Annotated in this window: 14 protein-coding genes and 1 pseudogene; 2 read left to right on the forward strand and 13 right to left on the reverse strand. The window is 50.7% G+C overall.

The genetic code is table 11. The features are described 5' to 3' along the window. The 10 genes and pseudogenes from QVO99_RS02875 to QVO99_RS02920 form a co-directional block, all read right to left on the reverse strand. Positions 1 to 203: pseudogene (locus QVO99_RS02875) on the reverse strand (PP2C family protein-serine/threonine phosphatase); the annotation flags it as partial. A 243-nt stretch (positions 204 to 446) separates the two neighbouring features. After that, positions 447 to 1742: a hypothetical protein gene (locus tag QVO99_RS02880; protein ID WP_022316085.1), complete on the reverse strand. Its 1296-nt coding sequence runs from the start codon at positions 1740 to 1742 to the stop codon at positions 447 to 449. A 98-nt stretch (positions 1743 to 1840) separates the two neighbouring features. Next, positions 1841 to 3469, reverse strand: coding sequence for an FHA domain-containing protein (locus tag QVO99_RS02885; RefSeq protein WP_022316086.1), 1629 nt, complete (start codon positions 3467 to 3469; stop codon positions 1841 to 1843). 61 nt (positions 3470 to 3530) lie between these two features. Beyond that, entirely contained in the window at positions 3531 to 4175 is a 645-nt protein-coding gene (locus tag QVO99_RS02890; RefSeq protein WP_022316087.1) for an FHA domain-containing protein, read from the reverse strand. A gap of 8 nt (positions 4176 to 4183) precedes the next feature. Beyond that, positions 4184 to 5188 (reverse strand): PP2C family protein-serine/threonine phosphatase, encoded by a 1005-nt coding sequence (locus QVO99_RS02895; RefSeq protein ID WP_022316088.1) that lies wholly within the window; start codon positions 5186 to 5188, stop codon positions 4184 to 4186. Next, positions 5188 to 6195 carry a serine/threonine protein kinase gene (locus QVO99_RS02900; RefSeq protein ID WP_022316089.1) on the reverse strand — a complete coding sequence of 336 codons (1008 nt, stop codon included), beginning with the start codon at positions 6193 to 6195 and terminating at the stop codon, positions 5188 to 5190. Before QVO99_RS02900 ends, QVO99_RS02895 begins: the two co-directional genes overlap by 1 nt. Continuing rightward, positions 6195 to 6950: an FHA domain-containing protein gene (locus tag QVO99_RS02905; RefSeq protein ID WP_022316090.1), complete on the reverse strand. Its 756-nt coding sequence runs from the start codon at positions 6948 to 6950 to the stop codon at positions 6195 to 6197. Before QVO99_RS02905 ends, QVO99_RS02900 begins: the two co-directional genes overlap by 1 nt. Before the next feature lie 592 nt (positions 6951 to 7542). Next, positions 7543 to 8682 carry an OmpA family protein gene (locus QVO99_RS02910; RefSeq protein ID WP_022316092.1) on the reverse strand — a complete coding sequence of 380 codons (1140 nt, stop codon included), beginning with the start codon at positions 8680 to 8682 and terminating at the stop codon, positions 7543 to 7545. A 283-nt stretch (positions 8683 to 8965) separates the two neighbouring features. Then, positions 8966 to 9235 (reverse strand): 30S ribosomal protein S15, encoded by a 270-nt coding sequence (gene rpsO / locus QVO99_RS02915; RefSeq protein ID WP_022316094.1) that lies wholly within the window; start codon positions 9233 to 9235, stop codon positions 8966 to 8968. A 190-nt stretch (positions 9236 to 9425) separates the two neighbouring features. Then, the gene (locus QVO99_RS02920) at positions 9426 to 10124 is read right to left on the reverse strand and encodes a porin family protein (protein ID WP_022316095.1); all 699 of its coding nucleotides are present in this window, start codon (positions 10122 to 10124) and stop codon (positions 9426 to 9428) included. Between the two features lie 166 nt (positions 10125 to 10290). Here QVO99_RS02920 and typA point away from each other — a divergent pair, with 166 nt between their 5' ends. Together typA and QVO99_RS02930 are read left to right on the forward strand one after the other, a co-directional pair. Continuing rightward, positions 10291 to 12093 carry a translational GTPase TypA gene (typA, locus tag QVO99_RS02925; protein ID WP_022316096.1) on the forward strand — a complete coding sequence of 601 codons (1803 nt, stop codon included), beginning with the start codon at positions 10291 to 10293 and terminating at the stop codon, positions 12091 to 12093. A 213-nt stretch (positions 12094 to 12306) separates the two neighbouring features. Further along, the gene (locus QVO99_RS02930) at positions 12307 to 13611 is read left to right on the forward strand and encodes an MATE family efflux transporter (RefSeq protein ID WP_022316097.1); all 1305 of its coding nucleotides are present in this window, start codon (positions 12307 to 12309) and stop codon (positions 13609 to 13611) included. Between the two features lie 108 nt (positions 13612 to 13719). Here the strand turns inward: QVO99_RS02930 and QVO99_RS02935 are convergent, their stop codons facing one another. The 3 genes from QVO99_RS02935 to QVO99_RS02945 all read right to left on the reverse strand — a co-directional run bounded on the left by QVO99_RS02935 (position 13720) and on the right by QVO99_RS02945 (position 15210). After that, positions 13720 to 13842 (reverse strand): hypothetical protein, encoded by a 123-nt coding sequence (locus QVO99_RS02935; RefSeq protein ID WP_288176897.1) that lies wholly within the window; start codon positions 13840 to 13842, stop codon positions 13720 to 13722. A gap of 105 nt (positions 13843 to 13947) precedes the next feature. Beyond that, entirely contained in the window at positions 13948 to 14427 is a 480-nt protein-coding gene (locus QVO99_RS02940; RefSeq protein ID WP_022316098.1) for an S-ribosylhomocysteine lyase, read from the reverse strand. Between the two features lie 99 nt (positions 14428 to 14526). Next, positions 14527 to 15210 carry a 5'-methylthioadenosine/adenosylhomocysteine nucleosidase gene (locus QVO99_RS02945; RefSeq protein ID WP_022316099.1) on the reverse strand — a complete coding sequence of 228 codons (684 nt, stop codon included), beginning with the start codon at positions 15208 to 15210 and terminating at the stop codon, positions 14527 to 14529. Positions 15211 to 15290: the final 80 nt, after the last annotated feature.

Genomic DNA, 15290 nt, shown 5'->3' on the forward strand with positions numbered 1-15290 from the left:
TTCAGATGTCTGGCAATCTCCTGTTTGGCTATCGCAGAGGCGGTCTTGCCTCCCGGTCCGCCACCCATTCCGTCGCAGACCACGAAGAGGAAGCCAAGCGGCGTGTCTATGAATCCCAGGTCGTCTTGGTTTTCTTTTCGTCCGCCCTGCATGGAGTTGGCAGCTCCGTGTAGGCTGATTGTCTTGGAGAATATAGGGAACATCGGTTCTTTGTTTTTAGCTTTTTTCTTCGTTACTTTAGTTGTCGGAGCATTGCCCCAAAGTGGTCATCAGACCTTTTTACCTCAACGGTCATCAAACCGTTTAATGGAGAGTTCTTTTTAACCAGCATTAGCCGGATGCCGCCTTTGGGGCGACATACGGCTATAGGCACTGGTTACTGTTCGCTTCTCACTCAGTATCCATTACGGACAATAGAGTCATTTATTGCCGCCGGGATATGTCTGTTATTCAGTTATGATAGGTATGGCTCGGTTTGAAGCGGAATAGTATATGGCGAAGACAGCATTTGCAGGAACGCTGAATGTCACTTTCTTCGTGCCGTTCATGCTTGTTTCTTCTTTCTTGGGCTGGAATGTGGAGCGTGCGAGGTCTTTGTAGGTGAAGCTGTATACATCAACCTTCTTGACGGTTTTCTTTGTCAGCGTCACCACCTGGAACATTTCGGCTTTCACGTCACCGTTGTATTCCACGTCGAATGTCGCCATGCCACTTTTAGACTTCAGTCTGATGACCTTTTCCGGTATCGAGTCGAGAACGAGGGCATCGTCCTTTTCCGTGACATTCACGAATTCAGCCTTTTCCCTGTTTACCATCACTTCGCCCGGCTTCAGGAGAATGTCGAACAGAGGATTGTAAGCCGTGTTCTTCTCCTTGCCGATAGACTCGATGTTGCTGGTCATTATCTTCTCTTCCACACCATTCGAGTTGCGCATCTTGATGTAGTTGGCGCTTGCCGGTCCTCCGTTATACTGCTCCACGATGATTCCGCGTCTCGTGCGGTTGTTGGTCAGTGTCACCACATCGCGCAGCGGACTCTGTTCGGAGATGTCCTGGTTGGGGTTGACGGCAGAAATCTTCAGTGTCTTGATGTCGCCGAAGGGCATTGTCTCCACCGTACCGTCGCTTTTGAACACGCTTACCGTCTCGAATGATTCACCGGCATATTCACCTTCTACCGTTCTGCCCGACTTCAGCATGTAAGTGCGCTTGAGTCCCGAGAGAGCATTCTTTGCGCTGCGCACACCCTCTATGCGGTCTATCTCGTCCCATCTCAGAATATAGCTGTCGGGAGCGAGCTGCAGGAATCTTACCTTCATGCCACGTTCCAGGATGCGCACGTTGTTGAATGTCTTGCCATCCTCAGCCAGACGCTCCTCGAAGTCGAGTTCGTCCGGTTCGCTGGCTATCGAGTCGTTGACATCCACTCCGGCAGAGATGTTGCAGAGAGTGAAAGACTTGTCGTTGCCGTAGCCCATGAGCGCATCATTGTCTTTTGCCCATTTGCGCCATGCCTTGTCGAGCTGGCTTTCCTTTCGTGTCACTTCCTTCACCGTGATGTCAGAAGCGCTGATGCAGATGATTGCCTCGTCGGTGCTCACCTCCATGTATCCGTCCTTTTCCTGATGGGCAATGAAGCCGCTGAGCACCGAACCGTTCTTGAGGTATATCTTCTGTGTGATGGCGGCAGATGCGATTGTGCATATCGCCGTCATCATTATCGACATTATTATCTTCTTCATGTTTGTCATCTTTATAGTTTCCTCCTTGTTTACTCGTATCTTGTCTACTTGTCTACTGCCAGAGCCAGTATTATAACAGCCGAATTACCGTTAGGGGCCTATTTCACCACGTGAGGGTTCTCCACGAGCTCCTTCACGAATTTCGCCTTTATGCCATAGTTGAAGCCCTGGGATACCGATACTCCGGAGTTGAGCACTCCTACGAGCATTCCCTTCTTGTTGAAGATAGGAGATCCGCTGGCACCTCCGAAGGATGCGGCGTCGAATCCGAAGCTGAACTCTGTAGGCATCTGTGTGATGCTTCCGCCACGTGCCAGCACCTGTATGCCTTTTTCAGAGTCGGTCTTCTGAAGACTGATTCCGAATGGGAAACCGATGGTGTAGATGTGTGTGCCTACGGTGAGGTCGTTGTCGTTCACGTCCATAGAGTCCTTCAGGTTGATGAATGTGCTGCCGTGAGGCAGTTCACCCTTGTCAGACTGTATGAGAGCCACGTCCACATTCGTGTCGTCGCCGGCAGAGAGCACTCTGCATCGGATGAGGTTCTCCACTGAGAAATACTTGGCCTGTGGGATGATGCTGATGCCATCGTTCACGCCGGTTACTTTCACCATGGTGGTGTATGCCTGCAGACCGTCGGCAGACTTCATCTGTATGTTGTTCATGAACTCTTTGTTTGTAGCCATTGCCGAGAGCTGTGTCTTTATCTTCATTTCAAGTTCGCTTACCGACGTGTCGAAGAGCCAAGGCTTCACGACATGCAGATTGGTGACGAGCTGTCCGTCCTGCGACACGAAGAATCCCGTGGCGAAACTTGTGCGGTTGAGGATGTACTCCTGTATGGCGGATATGTCCTCAGCACCCACGAAGTAGTAGTTTGCAGTGACGAGCACTACGGCCTTGTTTGCCCACGACTTGTAGTTGATGCTGTTTATCTCTTCCTGTGAGATGGAAGTGGCTCTGCTGATGGGAACCCATTTTGTCGGTATTCCGGCCGACGCAGCAAGGTCGAGGTCGCCGCATGTCACCTCCAGGTGGTTGTTTCCGATTATCATGGCTATGGAAGTGTTGTAGCGTGCATACAGCTCTTCGTCGCTATACTCCTTGCCTCCGCCGAATCCGCCACCGATGAGTTTCATCAGTCCGAATCCTACTCCGACGAGGACTACCAGTCCTGCCACTGCTCCCACGATATATTTCCACGACTCGCTTGGCCATGGCAACTGTGTGGCGAGGTTCACCGGCACTCCGCCGCAGACCACGGCGCTCTTCTTCTTGATGCGGTATGGCGTGTCCTTCGGTATGCGCACACCGTCAACGGTCGTTCCGTTCTTGCTGTGGTCGAAGATATAGAACTTTCCGTCGCGTCCCTGTTTCACTGTGGCGTGATAGCGGCTCACCGTGGCTCCCGTCACCTGTATGTCGTTGTTGAAATGGCTTCCGATGCCGTAGATGCCCTTGTATGCCGAGTTGTCCTCAGGCATCGGTACCTGGTTCCACTGCAGGTCCACGTTGCCGAACGTTATCTTGTCGCCACGTGTCACCTTTGCCGGTGTGCCAGGCTTTATCTGCTGTCCCATCACGAAGGTGCCGTTGTGGCTGCCTCTGTCTTCTATCATCATGTCACCGCTGTCGAGCAGTGTCAGTTCAGCGTGTACCGAGCTTACCATCGGGCTCTGTATGACGATATCACAACTTGCGTCGCGTCCTATTTTCAATATTCTCATAGTGTAGCGTTCTTTTTATTGATTATATAATAATATGTATACTATTGACAGTTGCCTGGCATCAGATTCTCAGTCCGGCAGACTTCTTGGCGTTGTCTTCACTCGGAGTGTCGTTCTTTTTCTGCTGCTTGTCCTTCTTTGCGGCGTCGGCAGCCTTTGAGTCGTTTTTCTTCTGCTGCTTGTCGTCTTTTGCCTGTTGCTTGTTGTCCTTCTTTGTCTGTTTCTTGTCAGCCTTCTGCTCGTCCTTCATGTTGTCGTCCTTGCTTTCGGCTTTCTCTTCCTTCTGCTTGTCCTCGTCTTTCTGGGTCTTCGTGGTGTCAGCCACGGCAGCAGGTTTCTCCTGCGTTCCGGCAGAGTTGCCGCCTCCCATTGCCGCCTTAATGCCGAATCCGGCTATGGCAATGACTGCAAGCGCCACTACTGCTATGATGGCATACTTTATTGCCTCGCCGCTCTTTGGCACGCGGTTCCAGTCGAGGCGTGCCACGTGGGCGAACGATACGCTGTCTTTGCGTGTTACCGGCACCGGCACATTGGGCGCTATCCTGATGCCGTTGACATAGGTGCCGTTATGGCTCTGGTCAACAATCGTCATCTTTCCCATCGACGTGACGTTGAGGATGGCATGTCGGCGGCTTATGACATCGGTGCTGTCGTTGATAACGATGTCGCATCCTGTCTCTCTTCCAATAGAATATACTTTCATAGTCAGAATTATTTGTTTTTAGTTATTTTCTTGATGGAGTCGGTGAGGGTAGCCACTGCGGCCTGGCTTTTCTTCACGGAGTCTTTGTATAATGCAATGCTGTCGGCGGTTGCCTTGGTTGCCGCATTGGCGGTGCGATATTGCATCACGTTTGTCATGATGCTTGCCGTGAGTCCCACGAGCATTACGGCGATGATTATTCTTGCTGCTTTGGTCATCTTTGGAGTTAGTTTAGAGTACTTTCTTGTTTCTACGAGGGCAAGCGTAAGATTGTCGTGTCCGCCTCCGGCGTTGTGTCCCAGATTGTCCACGTGGGTGGCGATGTCGTCGGTCACGGTGGCGAGGCTTACGCTTCTTTTCGACACCAGCTTCAACAGTTCCTTCTCAGGCATCGTGCCGTGTATGCCGTCGGAGCAGAGCATGAAGCGGTCGCCCTTCTCATACGCCACCTCGGCAATTTCAACATCCACCGTTTCGGCGGCGCCGAGAGCCCTCGTTATGATGTTAGACTGTGCAGAGAGGCGTGCCTGCTCCTCTGTTATCACTTTCTGCTTCACCATCTCGAACACCATGGAGTGGTCGAATGTGCGGAACACCTTCCTTCCTCTCCTCAGCTGGTATATGCGGCTGTCGCCCACATGAGCCACGATTGCCGACTGCTTGCCGATTAGGAGCACCGTCGCCGTGGAGCCCATTCCCTTGAGTTGTGGCGTCTGCTTGCCGGCCTCTATAATGGCGTCGTTGGCTCTTCTCACGGCATCGGCAACCACTGTCTTCGGGTCGTCTTTCTCCGAGGCATCCGTTATGGAGTCTACGATTTCCTTCACGGCAATCGTGGATGCAGTCTTTCCGCCCGGTCCGCCTCCCATGCCGTCGCAAACGGTGACGAGGTATCCCAGCCTCGTGTCGTTCCATCCGAACGAGTCCTGGTTTTCGCGTCTTCCTCCGATGCGGCTTTCAGCAAATGCGATGACGTCGGCAGAGCTGTCTGAATATATCTTCTGCAGATCCATTATTGTTGATTTATGATGAACGGTAAAACGATGACCATTGCCATAGCGCAGATGGCGAGGAAGACCATTATCGCGGCAAGAGCCTTGTTCCGCTTTGCCCATTCCATTGTCTTCTCCATCGTTGTAGGCTGGTAGGTGAGAGCCATCGTTATTGCTTGCTTGAATTCTTTCACTGTCTGGAACCTCTTCATCTGGTCCTTCTCTGTTGCTTTCCATATCACCCGCATGAGCTGCGGCGGTATCTTGTCGCTGGGCGGCAGCTTCTCGGATATCTGTGCCGCAAGCGTCTCCGTGTCGTTTCCCTTGTCCATGGGGTTGCTGCCGGTTATCAGCTCGTATAGCGTGATGCCCAGCTCATAGATGTCGCTGCGGCCGTTTATGCTCTCGGCACCCGAACTCTCGTCCCTCTTTATCTGTTCGGGCGATGAATATTGCGGTGTGCCGATAAATCCGTATTGCGAGAACTTGTTGCCGCCATTCACCCTTGATATTCCCAGGTCCATGAGTCGCACGTTGTTGCCGTTTTCCACCATGATGTTCGACGGCTTTATGTCGCGGTGTACCACTCCCTTCTGGTGTATGTATGCCAGGGCGTCCATCACCGGCATTATCAGCCGGCAGATTTTCTCGGCGCGGTTGTGAGTGTTGGGGAATGCCGCTACATATTTGTCAGCGTCGTCTCCCTGCACATATTTGCTTATAATCCAGATGGGTCCGCGGTCGGGGGCATATTCGCAGTATCCGAGCATCTCCACGAGGTTAGGGTGTCTGAAGGCGAGTGAAGCCTCCTGACGTGCCCTTTGCCTTATCATGGGGTTGTTGGCGAAATAGTCTTTCACTCTCTTTATCGCCACCTTCACTCCGTCGTCGCATCTGAAGCCAAGATACACGTCGCCCATAGCGCCGCTGCCCAATGGCATCTCTGCCGGGTTATAGCAGTACCACACCCCTTCGGCAAAGAGGTATATGTATGCACCACGTTTTAATACGGTCTTCTTAGGTTGCATCACATGGAGATTGTTCCGCCGTGGTTAGGATCGATAGATCCGTCCATTCCTACAGTGCCGTTTGTAGGTTTGTATCCGCTGTTGCCGTATGGGTCGTAGGCTTCGGTGCGTGTCTGTCCGTTGCGGAATGGCGGCACGTCACCGAATTCGTCGCTGTCCTCCTCCGTTGCCACGGCGATGAAGTTAGGGTTCACTCTCAGGTTTGCCTTCTCTGCATCGATGAGGATGAGCAGCAGTTCGTAGTTGTTGCCTATTGTTATGATGTCGCCGTTGTGGCAGGCTTCAGCGTCGAATCCGAGCTGTGTTCCGTTGAGTCTTGTTCCGTTGGTGGATTCCGGGTCTTTGATAGAAGCTATCACGCCTTTGCCCTCCTGCTGTCTCACCACGATTACGGCATGGTTGCCCGACACGGTGCCTTCGGCGAGCTGTATGTCGCAGTCTGCGCTTTGTCCGATAGTGTTTCGGCCAATCTGCAGAGGCCAGAACTCTCCTGCAGCTGTTCTGGAAACAGAGTACAGGAATCCTACAACCGGTTTTCCTGGCTGTATGGTGCGCTGTCTTTGTTGTGGCTGTTCTCCGGCGTTGTTGCCTGGCTGCTGTGTTTCGTTGCCCATCATTCCCGGCACCACGGTGCCTCTTGCTGCCTGGCGTCCGCTTCTGGAATAGAAGCTGTTGCCAAGTCCGCTGTTCATGTTGTTTCCACCCTGTCCGTTGTCTGGTTCGAGACCTTGGATTACTGTTCTGTTCTGAGACATAAGCTATTTGTTTTAAATGAACTCTCGTTAGATTAATTTTTCTGTGCAGTACAACTGTCTTGCACATTTCTTTTTCACATCTACAAATGTACGAAAATTAACAATACAAAAAAAATGGTAAATGTTCCGTTTGTATGTATTTTGGATTGAACGTGTCGTATCTTGGATTATTCGTACTTAAAAAGTTCGGTAATCTGCATCAGATTTATTTTTATTGCTCTCCGGAAAACCTATTGCAGGGCTACATAAGGGCAGACATTTTTATGGTTGGTATTTGTTTTCCAAACAGGCTGGTCGGATCCTTGACAAGGATAGCAAAAACTTCAAGAAATGGGAACGGTGCTTGCCCATGTTGGGAACGCTGCTTGCCCCGGTTGGGTAAGCAGCTTGCCCCGGTTGGGCATAATCAGAGCCAAAAACGTACCCACAATGTTTCATGTAATGAACGTTAGCAAAGGAGATGCAAAAAGCACCATAAGAGCAGACTCCTTTTGGTTGTAGTCATGGCTGTATTTATAAAAAACGAAAGAAGCCTCCCGTCTGCGATGAGACGGAAGGCTTCCTGTTAATTTATGATTTTCAGACGAGCAGATTACTGCTCTGTGATCTGAACTGTTGCACGACGGTTGAATGAGATTGGTGAGAGTGTTTCTACACCACCGTGAGCCTGAGTTGAGATGTTGTCAGCAGGTACACCCATCTTGATAAGCTCGCCCTTAACGATTTCAGCACGCTTAACAGAGAGCTTCTGGTTGATCTGAGGAGTACCTGTTGCGCTGTCGGCGAAACCTGTAACCATGATCTTAGAGTTGTTAGTCTTGGCGTACTTAGCAAGAGCCTCAACGTTGACGAGGTCCTTAGGATTGGCAACGTCTGTCTTGCCGATGTTGAAGAATACAGATACCGGAGTAGTGATGAACTGCTTGATAGACTCAGGCATTGCAACCTCCTTTGGTTTCTCGTTCAGCATAGCCTTCAGACGTTCGTTCTCTGACTTAGAGTCAGCGAGCTGAGCGTTGAGAGCGTCGATCTGTGACTGAGAGAGAGCCTTGATAGCGTCAACATCTGGCACCTTAGCCCAACCGGTCTTGCCGATGTTGAGAGTGAGACCGAGCTCAGCATAGAGGTAGTTGTCGTGAGAATCCCATCCGCGAGGACCGTTGTTTGCGTGTCCCTCTGAGTAGAAGTCGTTCTCCAGACGGTTCCAACCCAACTCGAGGTTGATGGCAACGCGCTTGTTGATGTTGAACTCGTTGAGCAAACCGATGCTCATACCCATTGCATACATGTCAGAGCTCATGTTGCGTGCAAAGCCTGCACCAGCGAATGGAATACAGTTGTAGACACGCTTAGGGTTGTAGCCGCAGAACATGTTGCTCAGGTTGAAGAGCACCTGCTCCTGTGCGTTCCAGTATTTGAAGCTGTCGCCATTTGCCTTACCCCAGATGCCAGACACCTTTGTGCGGAGTCCGAGACCAGGAGTGAACCACTTACCGATAGCTACAGAAGCCTGTGGGTTAGAGCGGAAACTCTTGAGAGGGTTGTTTGATGTGTCGAAACCATGCTCGAGTGAAGAATAGAACGCAGTCCACTGCACTCCACCCTGTACGAACCAATTACTCCAGAAAGAGTTAGTTGCTACGCTATACTTTTCTGTTGTAGTTTCTGTTTCCTGTGCCATTGAGGTCAGGGAAACGCCGGCTATAGCCAGCATAATTAAGAACTTTTTCATAACCGTATTAATAAATCTAATTCGTTATTTCTATATTTTTGTGAATAAAACTGCCGTTTCCTCCTTTAAATATTGTGAAATATGGTGCAAAGTTAATCTTTTTTTTCTAATTACATAACTTTTAGTATGAAAAATGCTATATAAATGTATATTTTTGTGTTTTCTGTTCATCATAAAGCGCTATGGCGACGACAGCAAATGTTATGTAGTGGCAACAAAAAATCCCGACAGGCATGTTGCCGATCGGGATTAGTCCTTTTTTGTGCATTCAGCAGCGTGATGATTATCGACGCAGACCGAGAGCCTTGATTATAGTACGATAGCGCTCAATGTCGCGGTCGTAGAGATAATCGAGCAATGCACGACGCTTACCTACCAATTTGGTCAGAGACCTTGCGGTAGTATGATCTTTACGGTTTTTCTTCAGGTGCTCCGTCAAGTGGGAAATACGGTATGAGAACAATGCTATCTGGCTCTCAGCTGAACCAGTATCAGAGTTAGACTTTCCGTACTGTCCAAAGATCTCTTGTTTTTTAGCTTGATCTAAATACATTGTTTTGATTTTGTTAAAATTGTTATTTATATTTGCATAAAGCGGGTGCAAAGGTAAGAATATTATTTTGTTTACAAAGCAAGAGGCCTTGAATATCTTGATATTTTAATATTCTTTTACATTTTGGTCACTGATGCGTACGTATTGCGCCATGGCTTGCGGATTCTGCCGTTTGCCGCCTGTCGTTTTTTTACAGAGAGAATCTGTATCCGGCACTAAACGTAAACACGGAGTTCTTGCCATCTATGTTGTCGTAGACCTTTGTCAGTCCGATATTGTAGCGCGCATCGAGAATCACGTTCATGTATTCGTATGATATGCCCACGGGAATGGCAAAATCCACTTTCTTCAGTTTCACGTCACCCTTTATCTTCTTCACGCTCTCCGTAGAGCCCACGCCTGCCTGGTCGCGCACGAAGCTCGCTTCGGTGTATTCCATCTTTCCGTCCACGTTGAATCCCACCTGCACGCCTACTTTCAGTGCGAGGTTGTCTGCCACGTATGCACTTGCCATCAGCGGCACATTCACATAGTCGTGGTGTTGTTTCCAGTCTCTCACTTCGTTCCATTGCTTGGTCGACATGTCGTGTGCCTCCTTTACATCGTCGAATCTTTCGCCCTGTCTGCTGTAGTACGCACCTATGGATGCCGCCAGCATGTCGCTGAACTGGTATTCGAAGTCCACTCCGGCCATCAGTCCCGGTTTGTAGTTCGAATGCGTGGCATCGCCGTATGCCGATGCGAGATTGGTGTACACCTTGTCGCCCGTCACCTTGGCTATGGCCACACCCAGTCTTGGGATTATGGAGAAAGTGCCTGCCTTTGGCTGGGCCATTGTTGCCACGACGCCGATAACCAATGATATGGCGGTAAGAAATATTCTTCTCATAGTAACTTGTTTTTTTTGTTTTACCTTTTTTATATAAACGCCCCGATACACTGATTATTGCACGAGTCGTGTTAATAATCTGTTGCTAAATGAAAGAAATGGCATGCGCTTATTTGTCATGTAAATTAAAAACACTACCTTTGCACTCATATTATTAAGGTAAATTATGCAAGATATCAGAAACATTGCGATTATTGCCCACGTAGACCATGGTAAGACTACATTGGTGGACAAGATGATGTTGGCCGGAAACCTCTTCCGTGACGGAAAGGACCTGAGCGGCCAAGTGTTGGATAACAATGATTTGGAACGTGAGCGTGGTATCACCATCCTCTCAAAGAACGTTTCAATTAACTGGAAAGGTACAAAAATCAATATCATAGATACTCCGGGACACTCCGACTTCGGTGGTGAGGTGGAGCGTGTGCTCAATATGGCAGACGGATGTCTGCTTCTCGTCGATGCCTTCGAGGGACCGATGCCACAGACACGTTTCGTATTGCAGAAGGCCCTGCAGATAGGACTCAAGCCAATCGTGGTGGTAAACAAGGTGGACAAGCCAAACTGTCGCCCGGAGGAGGTTTACGAGATGGTGTTCGACCTGATGTTCTCTCTCAATGCCACAGAAGACCAGCTCGACTTCCCCGTTGTATACGGAAGTGCAAAGAACGGCTGGATGAGCGCCGACTACAAGGAGCCAACTGACAACATCGAGTATCTGCTCGACAAGATCGTTGAGGTGATACCGGCTCCGAAGATGCTCGACGGAACACCACAGATGCTCATCACCAGTCTCGACTATTCAAGCTATACAGGCCGTATCGCCGTGGGCCGCGTGCATCGCGGTTCGCTGAAAGACGGTATGAACGTGACCATCGCCCACCGCGACGGTTCTATGGAGAAGACCAAGATCAAGGAGCTCGACACCTTTGAGGGAATGGGACATGCCAAGACGGAAGAGGTGAAGAGCGGCGACATCTGTGCCGTGGTAGGTCTGGAGAATTTCGAGATCGGAGATACCATCTGCGACTTCGAGAACCCTGAGCCACTGCCTCCAATCGCCATCGACGAGCCTACCATGAGTATGCTCTTCACTATCAACGACTCACCGTTCTTCGGCCGCGAAGGAAAGTTCGTTACCAGCCGTCACATCAGCGACAGACTGAAGAAGGAGCTGGAGAAGAACCTCGCCCTGAGAGTGGCTACTTTTGAGGATTCCACCGACAAGTGGATCGTCAGCGGACGAGGAGTGCTGCATCTCTCGGTACTCATCGAGACCATGCGTCGCGAGGGCTACGAGCTGCAGGTGGGCCAGCCACAGGTTATCTACAAGGAGATAGACGGAGTGAAATGCGAACCTGTCGAGGAGCTCACCATCAACGTGCCGGAGGAATTCGCCAGCAAGATGATTGATATGGTGACACGCCGCAAGGGAGAGATGACATCCATGCAGAACCTCGGCGACCGCGTTGACATCGAGTTCGACATCCCGTCGCGAGGTATAATCGGTCTGCGTACCAACGTGCTCACCGCCTCACAGGGCGAGGCCATCATGGCACACCGCTATAAGGAATACCAGCCGTTCAAGGGCGAAATCACACGTCGTGTAAACGGCAGTATGATAGCCATGGAGACCGGCACGGCCTATGCTTACTCTATCGACAAGCTGCAAGACCGCGGAAAGTTCTTCATCGATCCGGGTGAGGAAGTATACGGCGGAGAGGTAGTAGGCGAACATGTTCACGACAACGACCTCGTGGTGAACGTGACCAAGGCAAAGCAGCTTACCAACACGCGTGCCAGCGGTTCCGACGACAAGGCTCGTATCGTGCCACGCACGGTGCTCTCTCTCGAAGAGGCTCTCGAATATATCAAGTGCGACGAGCTCGTGGAGGTGACTCCGAAGAGCATGCGTATGCGCAAGATACTGCTCGACCACTTGGAGCGCAAGCGTTCCAACAAGGAATAAAGCGTTTTCCCATAAAGGAAAAGCGCAGCTGATACCCCGATGACCTATCCAGGTCAAGGCAGCATCAAATATACAGAGGCGTGAAGGAGTTTGAAGAGAGCTTCCGGCACGCCTCTTTTTGATGGATACCAGTGATGGTCGTCGAATTTATTCTATTCCTCAAATCCATCATACATTGCCACATATCCCAACAACAGAATAATAAAAAAGAAAATGACAGACCTCAACAGACGGATACTCCATATCGCCCTGCCAGCCATCGTGAGCAACATCACCGTGCCTCTGCTCGGACTCATCGACGTGGCGATAGTGGGCCACCTCGGTTCGGCAGCATATATAGGCGCCATCGCCGTGGGCGGAATGATATTCAACGTGATGTATTGGCTGTTCGGATTCCTCCGCATGGGAACGAGCGGCATGACATCACAGGCTCTCGGACAGCGCAACCTCACCGAGGCAGTACGCTTGCTTGTCAGGTCGGTGGGAGTGGCTCTGGCGGTGGCGTTGGTGATGATACTGCTGCAGGTGCCATTGAGGCAGATGGCACTCAGCGTGATGCAGCCCTCTGCGGCAGTGAGAGAGTTTGCCGAAGTTTATTTCGACATTCTGATATGGGGCGCCCCGGCAATGCTCTGTCTCTATAGTCTCACGGGATGGTTTATCGGGATGCAGAATTCCCGAATGCCGATGGTCATAGCGATAACCCAGAATGTGGTCAACATCGTGGCGAGTCTCGGTCTTGTCTTCGGATTGGGAATGAAGGTGGAAGGCGTAGCCCTCGGCACCCTCGTGGCTCAGTATGCCGGATTCCTTATGGCAGTGGTGATGTGGGTAGTGGCGTATGGCAGACTGTGGAAGCATTTCCAGTCAGAAGCCCTCTTCGCATGGCGTTCGATGAAAGGTTTTCTTGGAGTAAACCGCGACATCTTCCTGCGCACGCTCTGTCTCATCAGCGTGATGCTCTTCTTTACTTCCGCCGGGTCGTGGCAGGGCGAGACGGTGCTTGCCGTCAACACGCTGCTGATGCAGTTTTATATGATATTCTCATATTTCATGGACGGTTTCGCCTATGCCGGCGAGGCGATAAGCGGCAAATACTACGGTGCCGGTAACAGATCGGGACTGCAGCAGTCTGTGCGCAACCTCTTCGGGTGGGGAGCAGCGATGACCGTGATATTCACCTTATTATATATAATAGGAGGCGACGCGTTCCTGTCGTTGCTCACCGACGACCATACTGTGGTGGCAGCAGCCCATGGATATTCATTCTGGGCATCGTTGGTACCGCTTTTGGGAATGGCGGCATTCATCTGGGACGGAGTCTTCATCGGCTGCACCAAGACCCGCGGCATGCTCCTCTCGATGTTCTTCTCGGCAGCCACGTTCTTCACGGTGTATTATTCCCTGCGTTCCTCCCTTGCCAACCACGCCCTCTGGATTGCCTTCCTCGCCTATATGGCGATGAGAGGCGTTGCCCAGACCCTGCTGTGGAGGAGAGAGATGAAGCGAGTGGGGTAATTAATCCCCAAATCGGTCATTAGGATAAAAACAAAGGGCTGACACCTCGTTAGTGAAGTGTCAGCCCTTATGACTGATTTGGGGATATACTATGAAAGGGGGAGCTTGTTAGAGTCTGAATGTGATTGGCAGTGCGAATTGCGTTCTCACAGGTTTGCCGCTAATCTTGCCGGGAGTCCAGCTTGGCATCGCCTTCACCACTCTCAGGGCTTTTGTTTTTTTATCCCCCAACGGTCATCAGACTTGATTGTATTTTGATTTGACAATTACATTGAAACGGCTAATGACCGTTTGAGGATATGGTTTGACTTGCTTTATCCTTATGTCCGCAGCAGTTTAGTTCTGCGGATACACCAGGTTCTCTTCCTTAATATTGCGTAGTGTTTCGAGATATTTCTTCGATTCCCAGCGTGCCATTGGCAGGTCGTGCAGTAGCCAGTTGCCGCAGTCTTTAGGAGCAGCGCCAGGTATGTCACCTTCGAATCCGGCAACAAACTGGAACGTGCGTTTCATCAGTTCCACGATATCCTTCGATTCGTAGTCGCCGCGGATGAGCAGGTAGTTTCCGGTGAGGCATCCCATCGGTCCCCAATATATGATGCGGTCTTTCCACTCCTCGTCATTGCGCAGATATGTGGCGGCCAGATGCTCTATGGTGTGCAGCGCTCCGGCGTGTAGAGCCGGTTCGCGGTTAGGCGCCTTCATGCGAATGTCGAATGTCGTTACCACTTCGCCGCCCACCTCGTCTTTGCGAGATACGTAGATGCCCGGCAGCAACAGTTCGTGATTGATGGTGAAACTTGGAATCTTCTTCATAGTGCTTACTGTATTTTTTTGTTGTGGATATTCAGTTCTGCTTTTGTCATGGGGGGCACCGTCATAGCGGCAATCCTCCTTACGAATATATTCAGATTGTCAGATGCTCTGCAGGAAATGCTTTGTCACGTTGAACGATCCCTCGGCGAGGCGCGCCCAGAAATCGAAATACTGCGAAGCCTTGTTGTCCTTCAGCGGTATGTCGCTGATGATTCTGAAGCTGATGAACGGCACGTGGTATATGTGGCATGTCTGTGCTATCGAGCAGCTCTCCATGTCCACAGCCTTTGCATTCGGGAAATGCTCCAAGATGCCCCCCATCTTCTCCTTGCTGTCAACGAACCATTCTCCACTCACTATCAGTCCGCCATGCACCGGAGTGTCGCCGCCAGCCGCCAGTGCTTTCTCCACAAGTTCCTTGGGAGCCTGGAATTTTGCCGGCATGCCGATAATCTGTCCGTATTCGCATTCGTCGCCACAGTAAGCGTCGTGGTATACATATTCCGTGCCCACCACCACGTCGGTGACGTTCATTTCCACGTCGGCGCCACCAGCCACGCCGGTAGAAATCACGAGGTCGGGAGCGTAGCGGTCAATCATCTCCACCGCTCCGATAGTACTGTTCACCTTTCCTATGCCGCATTTCTGTAGAATGATCTCTTTGTCTCCGATGCGTCCGGTCACGAAGTCTTTGTGGTGGAACCTTTCCACCGTGGTGTCGCTCAGTAGAGTCTTCAGCTGTACGAACTCCTTGTCCATGGCGACGATAATTCCTATTTTCATATTCTGTTTTCTTTTTAATCTTTTTGCAAAGGTAATGCAAATCGAGTGGAGAACGAAATGAATTCATTCATTTCTTATCC

The organism is Prevotella sp. CAG:592, assembly GCF_000436015.1.
In the GTDB taxonomy this organism is placed as follows: Bacteria; Bacteroidota; Bacteroidia; order Bacteroidales; family Bacteroidaceae; genus Prevotella; species Prevotella pectinovora.

What these genes read in the sequence shown, in the direction of transcription:
- QVO99_RS02880 (WP_022316085.1), bottom strand. Translation starts at nt 1,742, where the DNA reads ATGAAGAAGATAATAATGTCGATAATGATGACGGCGATATGCACAATC.
- QVO99_RS02885 (WP_022316086.1), bottom strand. Translation starts at nt 3,469, where the DNA reads ATGAGAATATTGAAAATAGGACGCGACGCAAGTTGTGATATCGTCATA.
- QVO99_RS02890 (WP_022316087.1), bottom strand. Translation starts at nt 4,175, where the DNA reads ATGAAAGTATATTCTATTGGAAGAGAGACAGGATGCGACATCGTTATC.
- QVO99_RS02895 (WP_022316088.1), bottom strand. Translation starts at nt 5,188, where the DNA reads ATGGATCTGCAGAAGATATATTCAGACAGCTCTGCCGACGTCATCGCA.
- QVO99_RS02900 (WP_022316089.1), bottom strand. Translation starts at nt 6,195, where the DNA reads ATGCAACCTAAGAAGACCGTATTAAAACGTGGTGCATACATATACCTC.
- QVO99_RS02905 (WP_022316090.1), bottom strand. Translation starts at nt 6,950, where the DNA reads ATGTCTCAGAACAGAACAGTAATCCAAGGTCTCGAACCAGACAACGGA.
- QVO99_RS02910 (WP_022316092.1), bottom strand. Translation starts at nt 8,682, where the DNA reads ATGAAAAAGTTCTTAATTATGCTGGCTATAGCCGGCGTTTCCCTGACC.
- rpsO (WP_022316094.1), bottom strand. Translation starts at nt 9,235, where the DNA reads ATGTATTTAGATCAAGCTAAAAAACAAGAGATCTTTGGACAGTACGGA.
- QVO99_RS02920 (WP_022316095.1), bottom strand. Translation starts at nt 10,124, where the DNA reads ATGAGAAGAATATTTCTTACCGCCATATCATTGGTTATCGGCGTCGTG.
- typA (WP_022316096.1), top strand. Translation starts at nt 10,291, where the DNA reads ATGCAAGATATCAGAAACATTGCGATTATTGCCCACGTAGACCATGGT.
- QVO99_RS02930 (WP_022316097.1), top strand. Translation starts at nt 12,307, where the DNA reads ATGACAGACCTCAACAGACGGATACTCCATATCGCCCTGCCAGCCATC.
- QVO99_RS02940 (WP_022316098.1), bottom strand. Translation starts at nt 14,427, where the DNA reads ATGAAGAAGATTCCAAGTTTCACCATCAATCACGAACTGTTGCTGCCG.
- QVO99_RS02945 (WP_022316099.1), bottom strand. Translation starts at nt 15,210, where the DNA reads ATGAAAATAGGAATTATCGTCGCCATGGACAAGGAGTTCGTACAGCTG.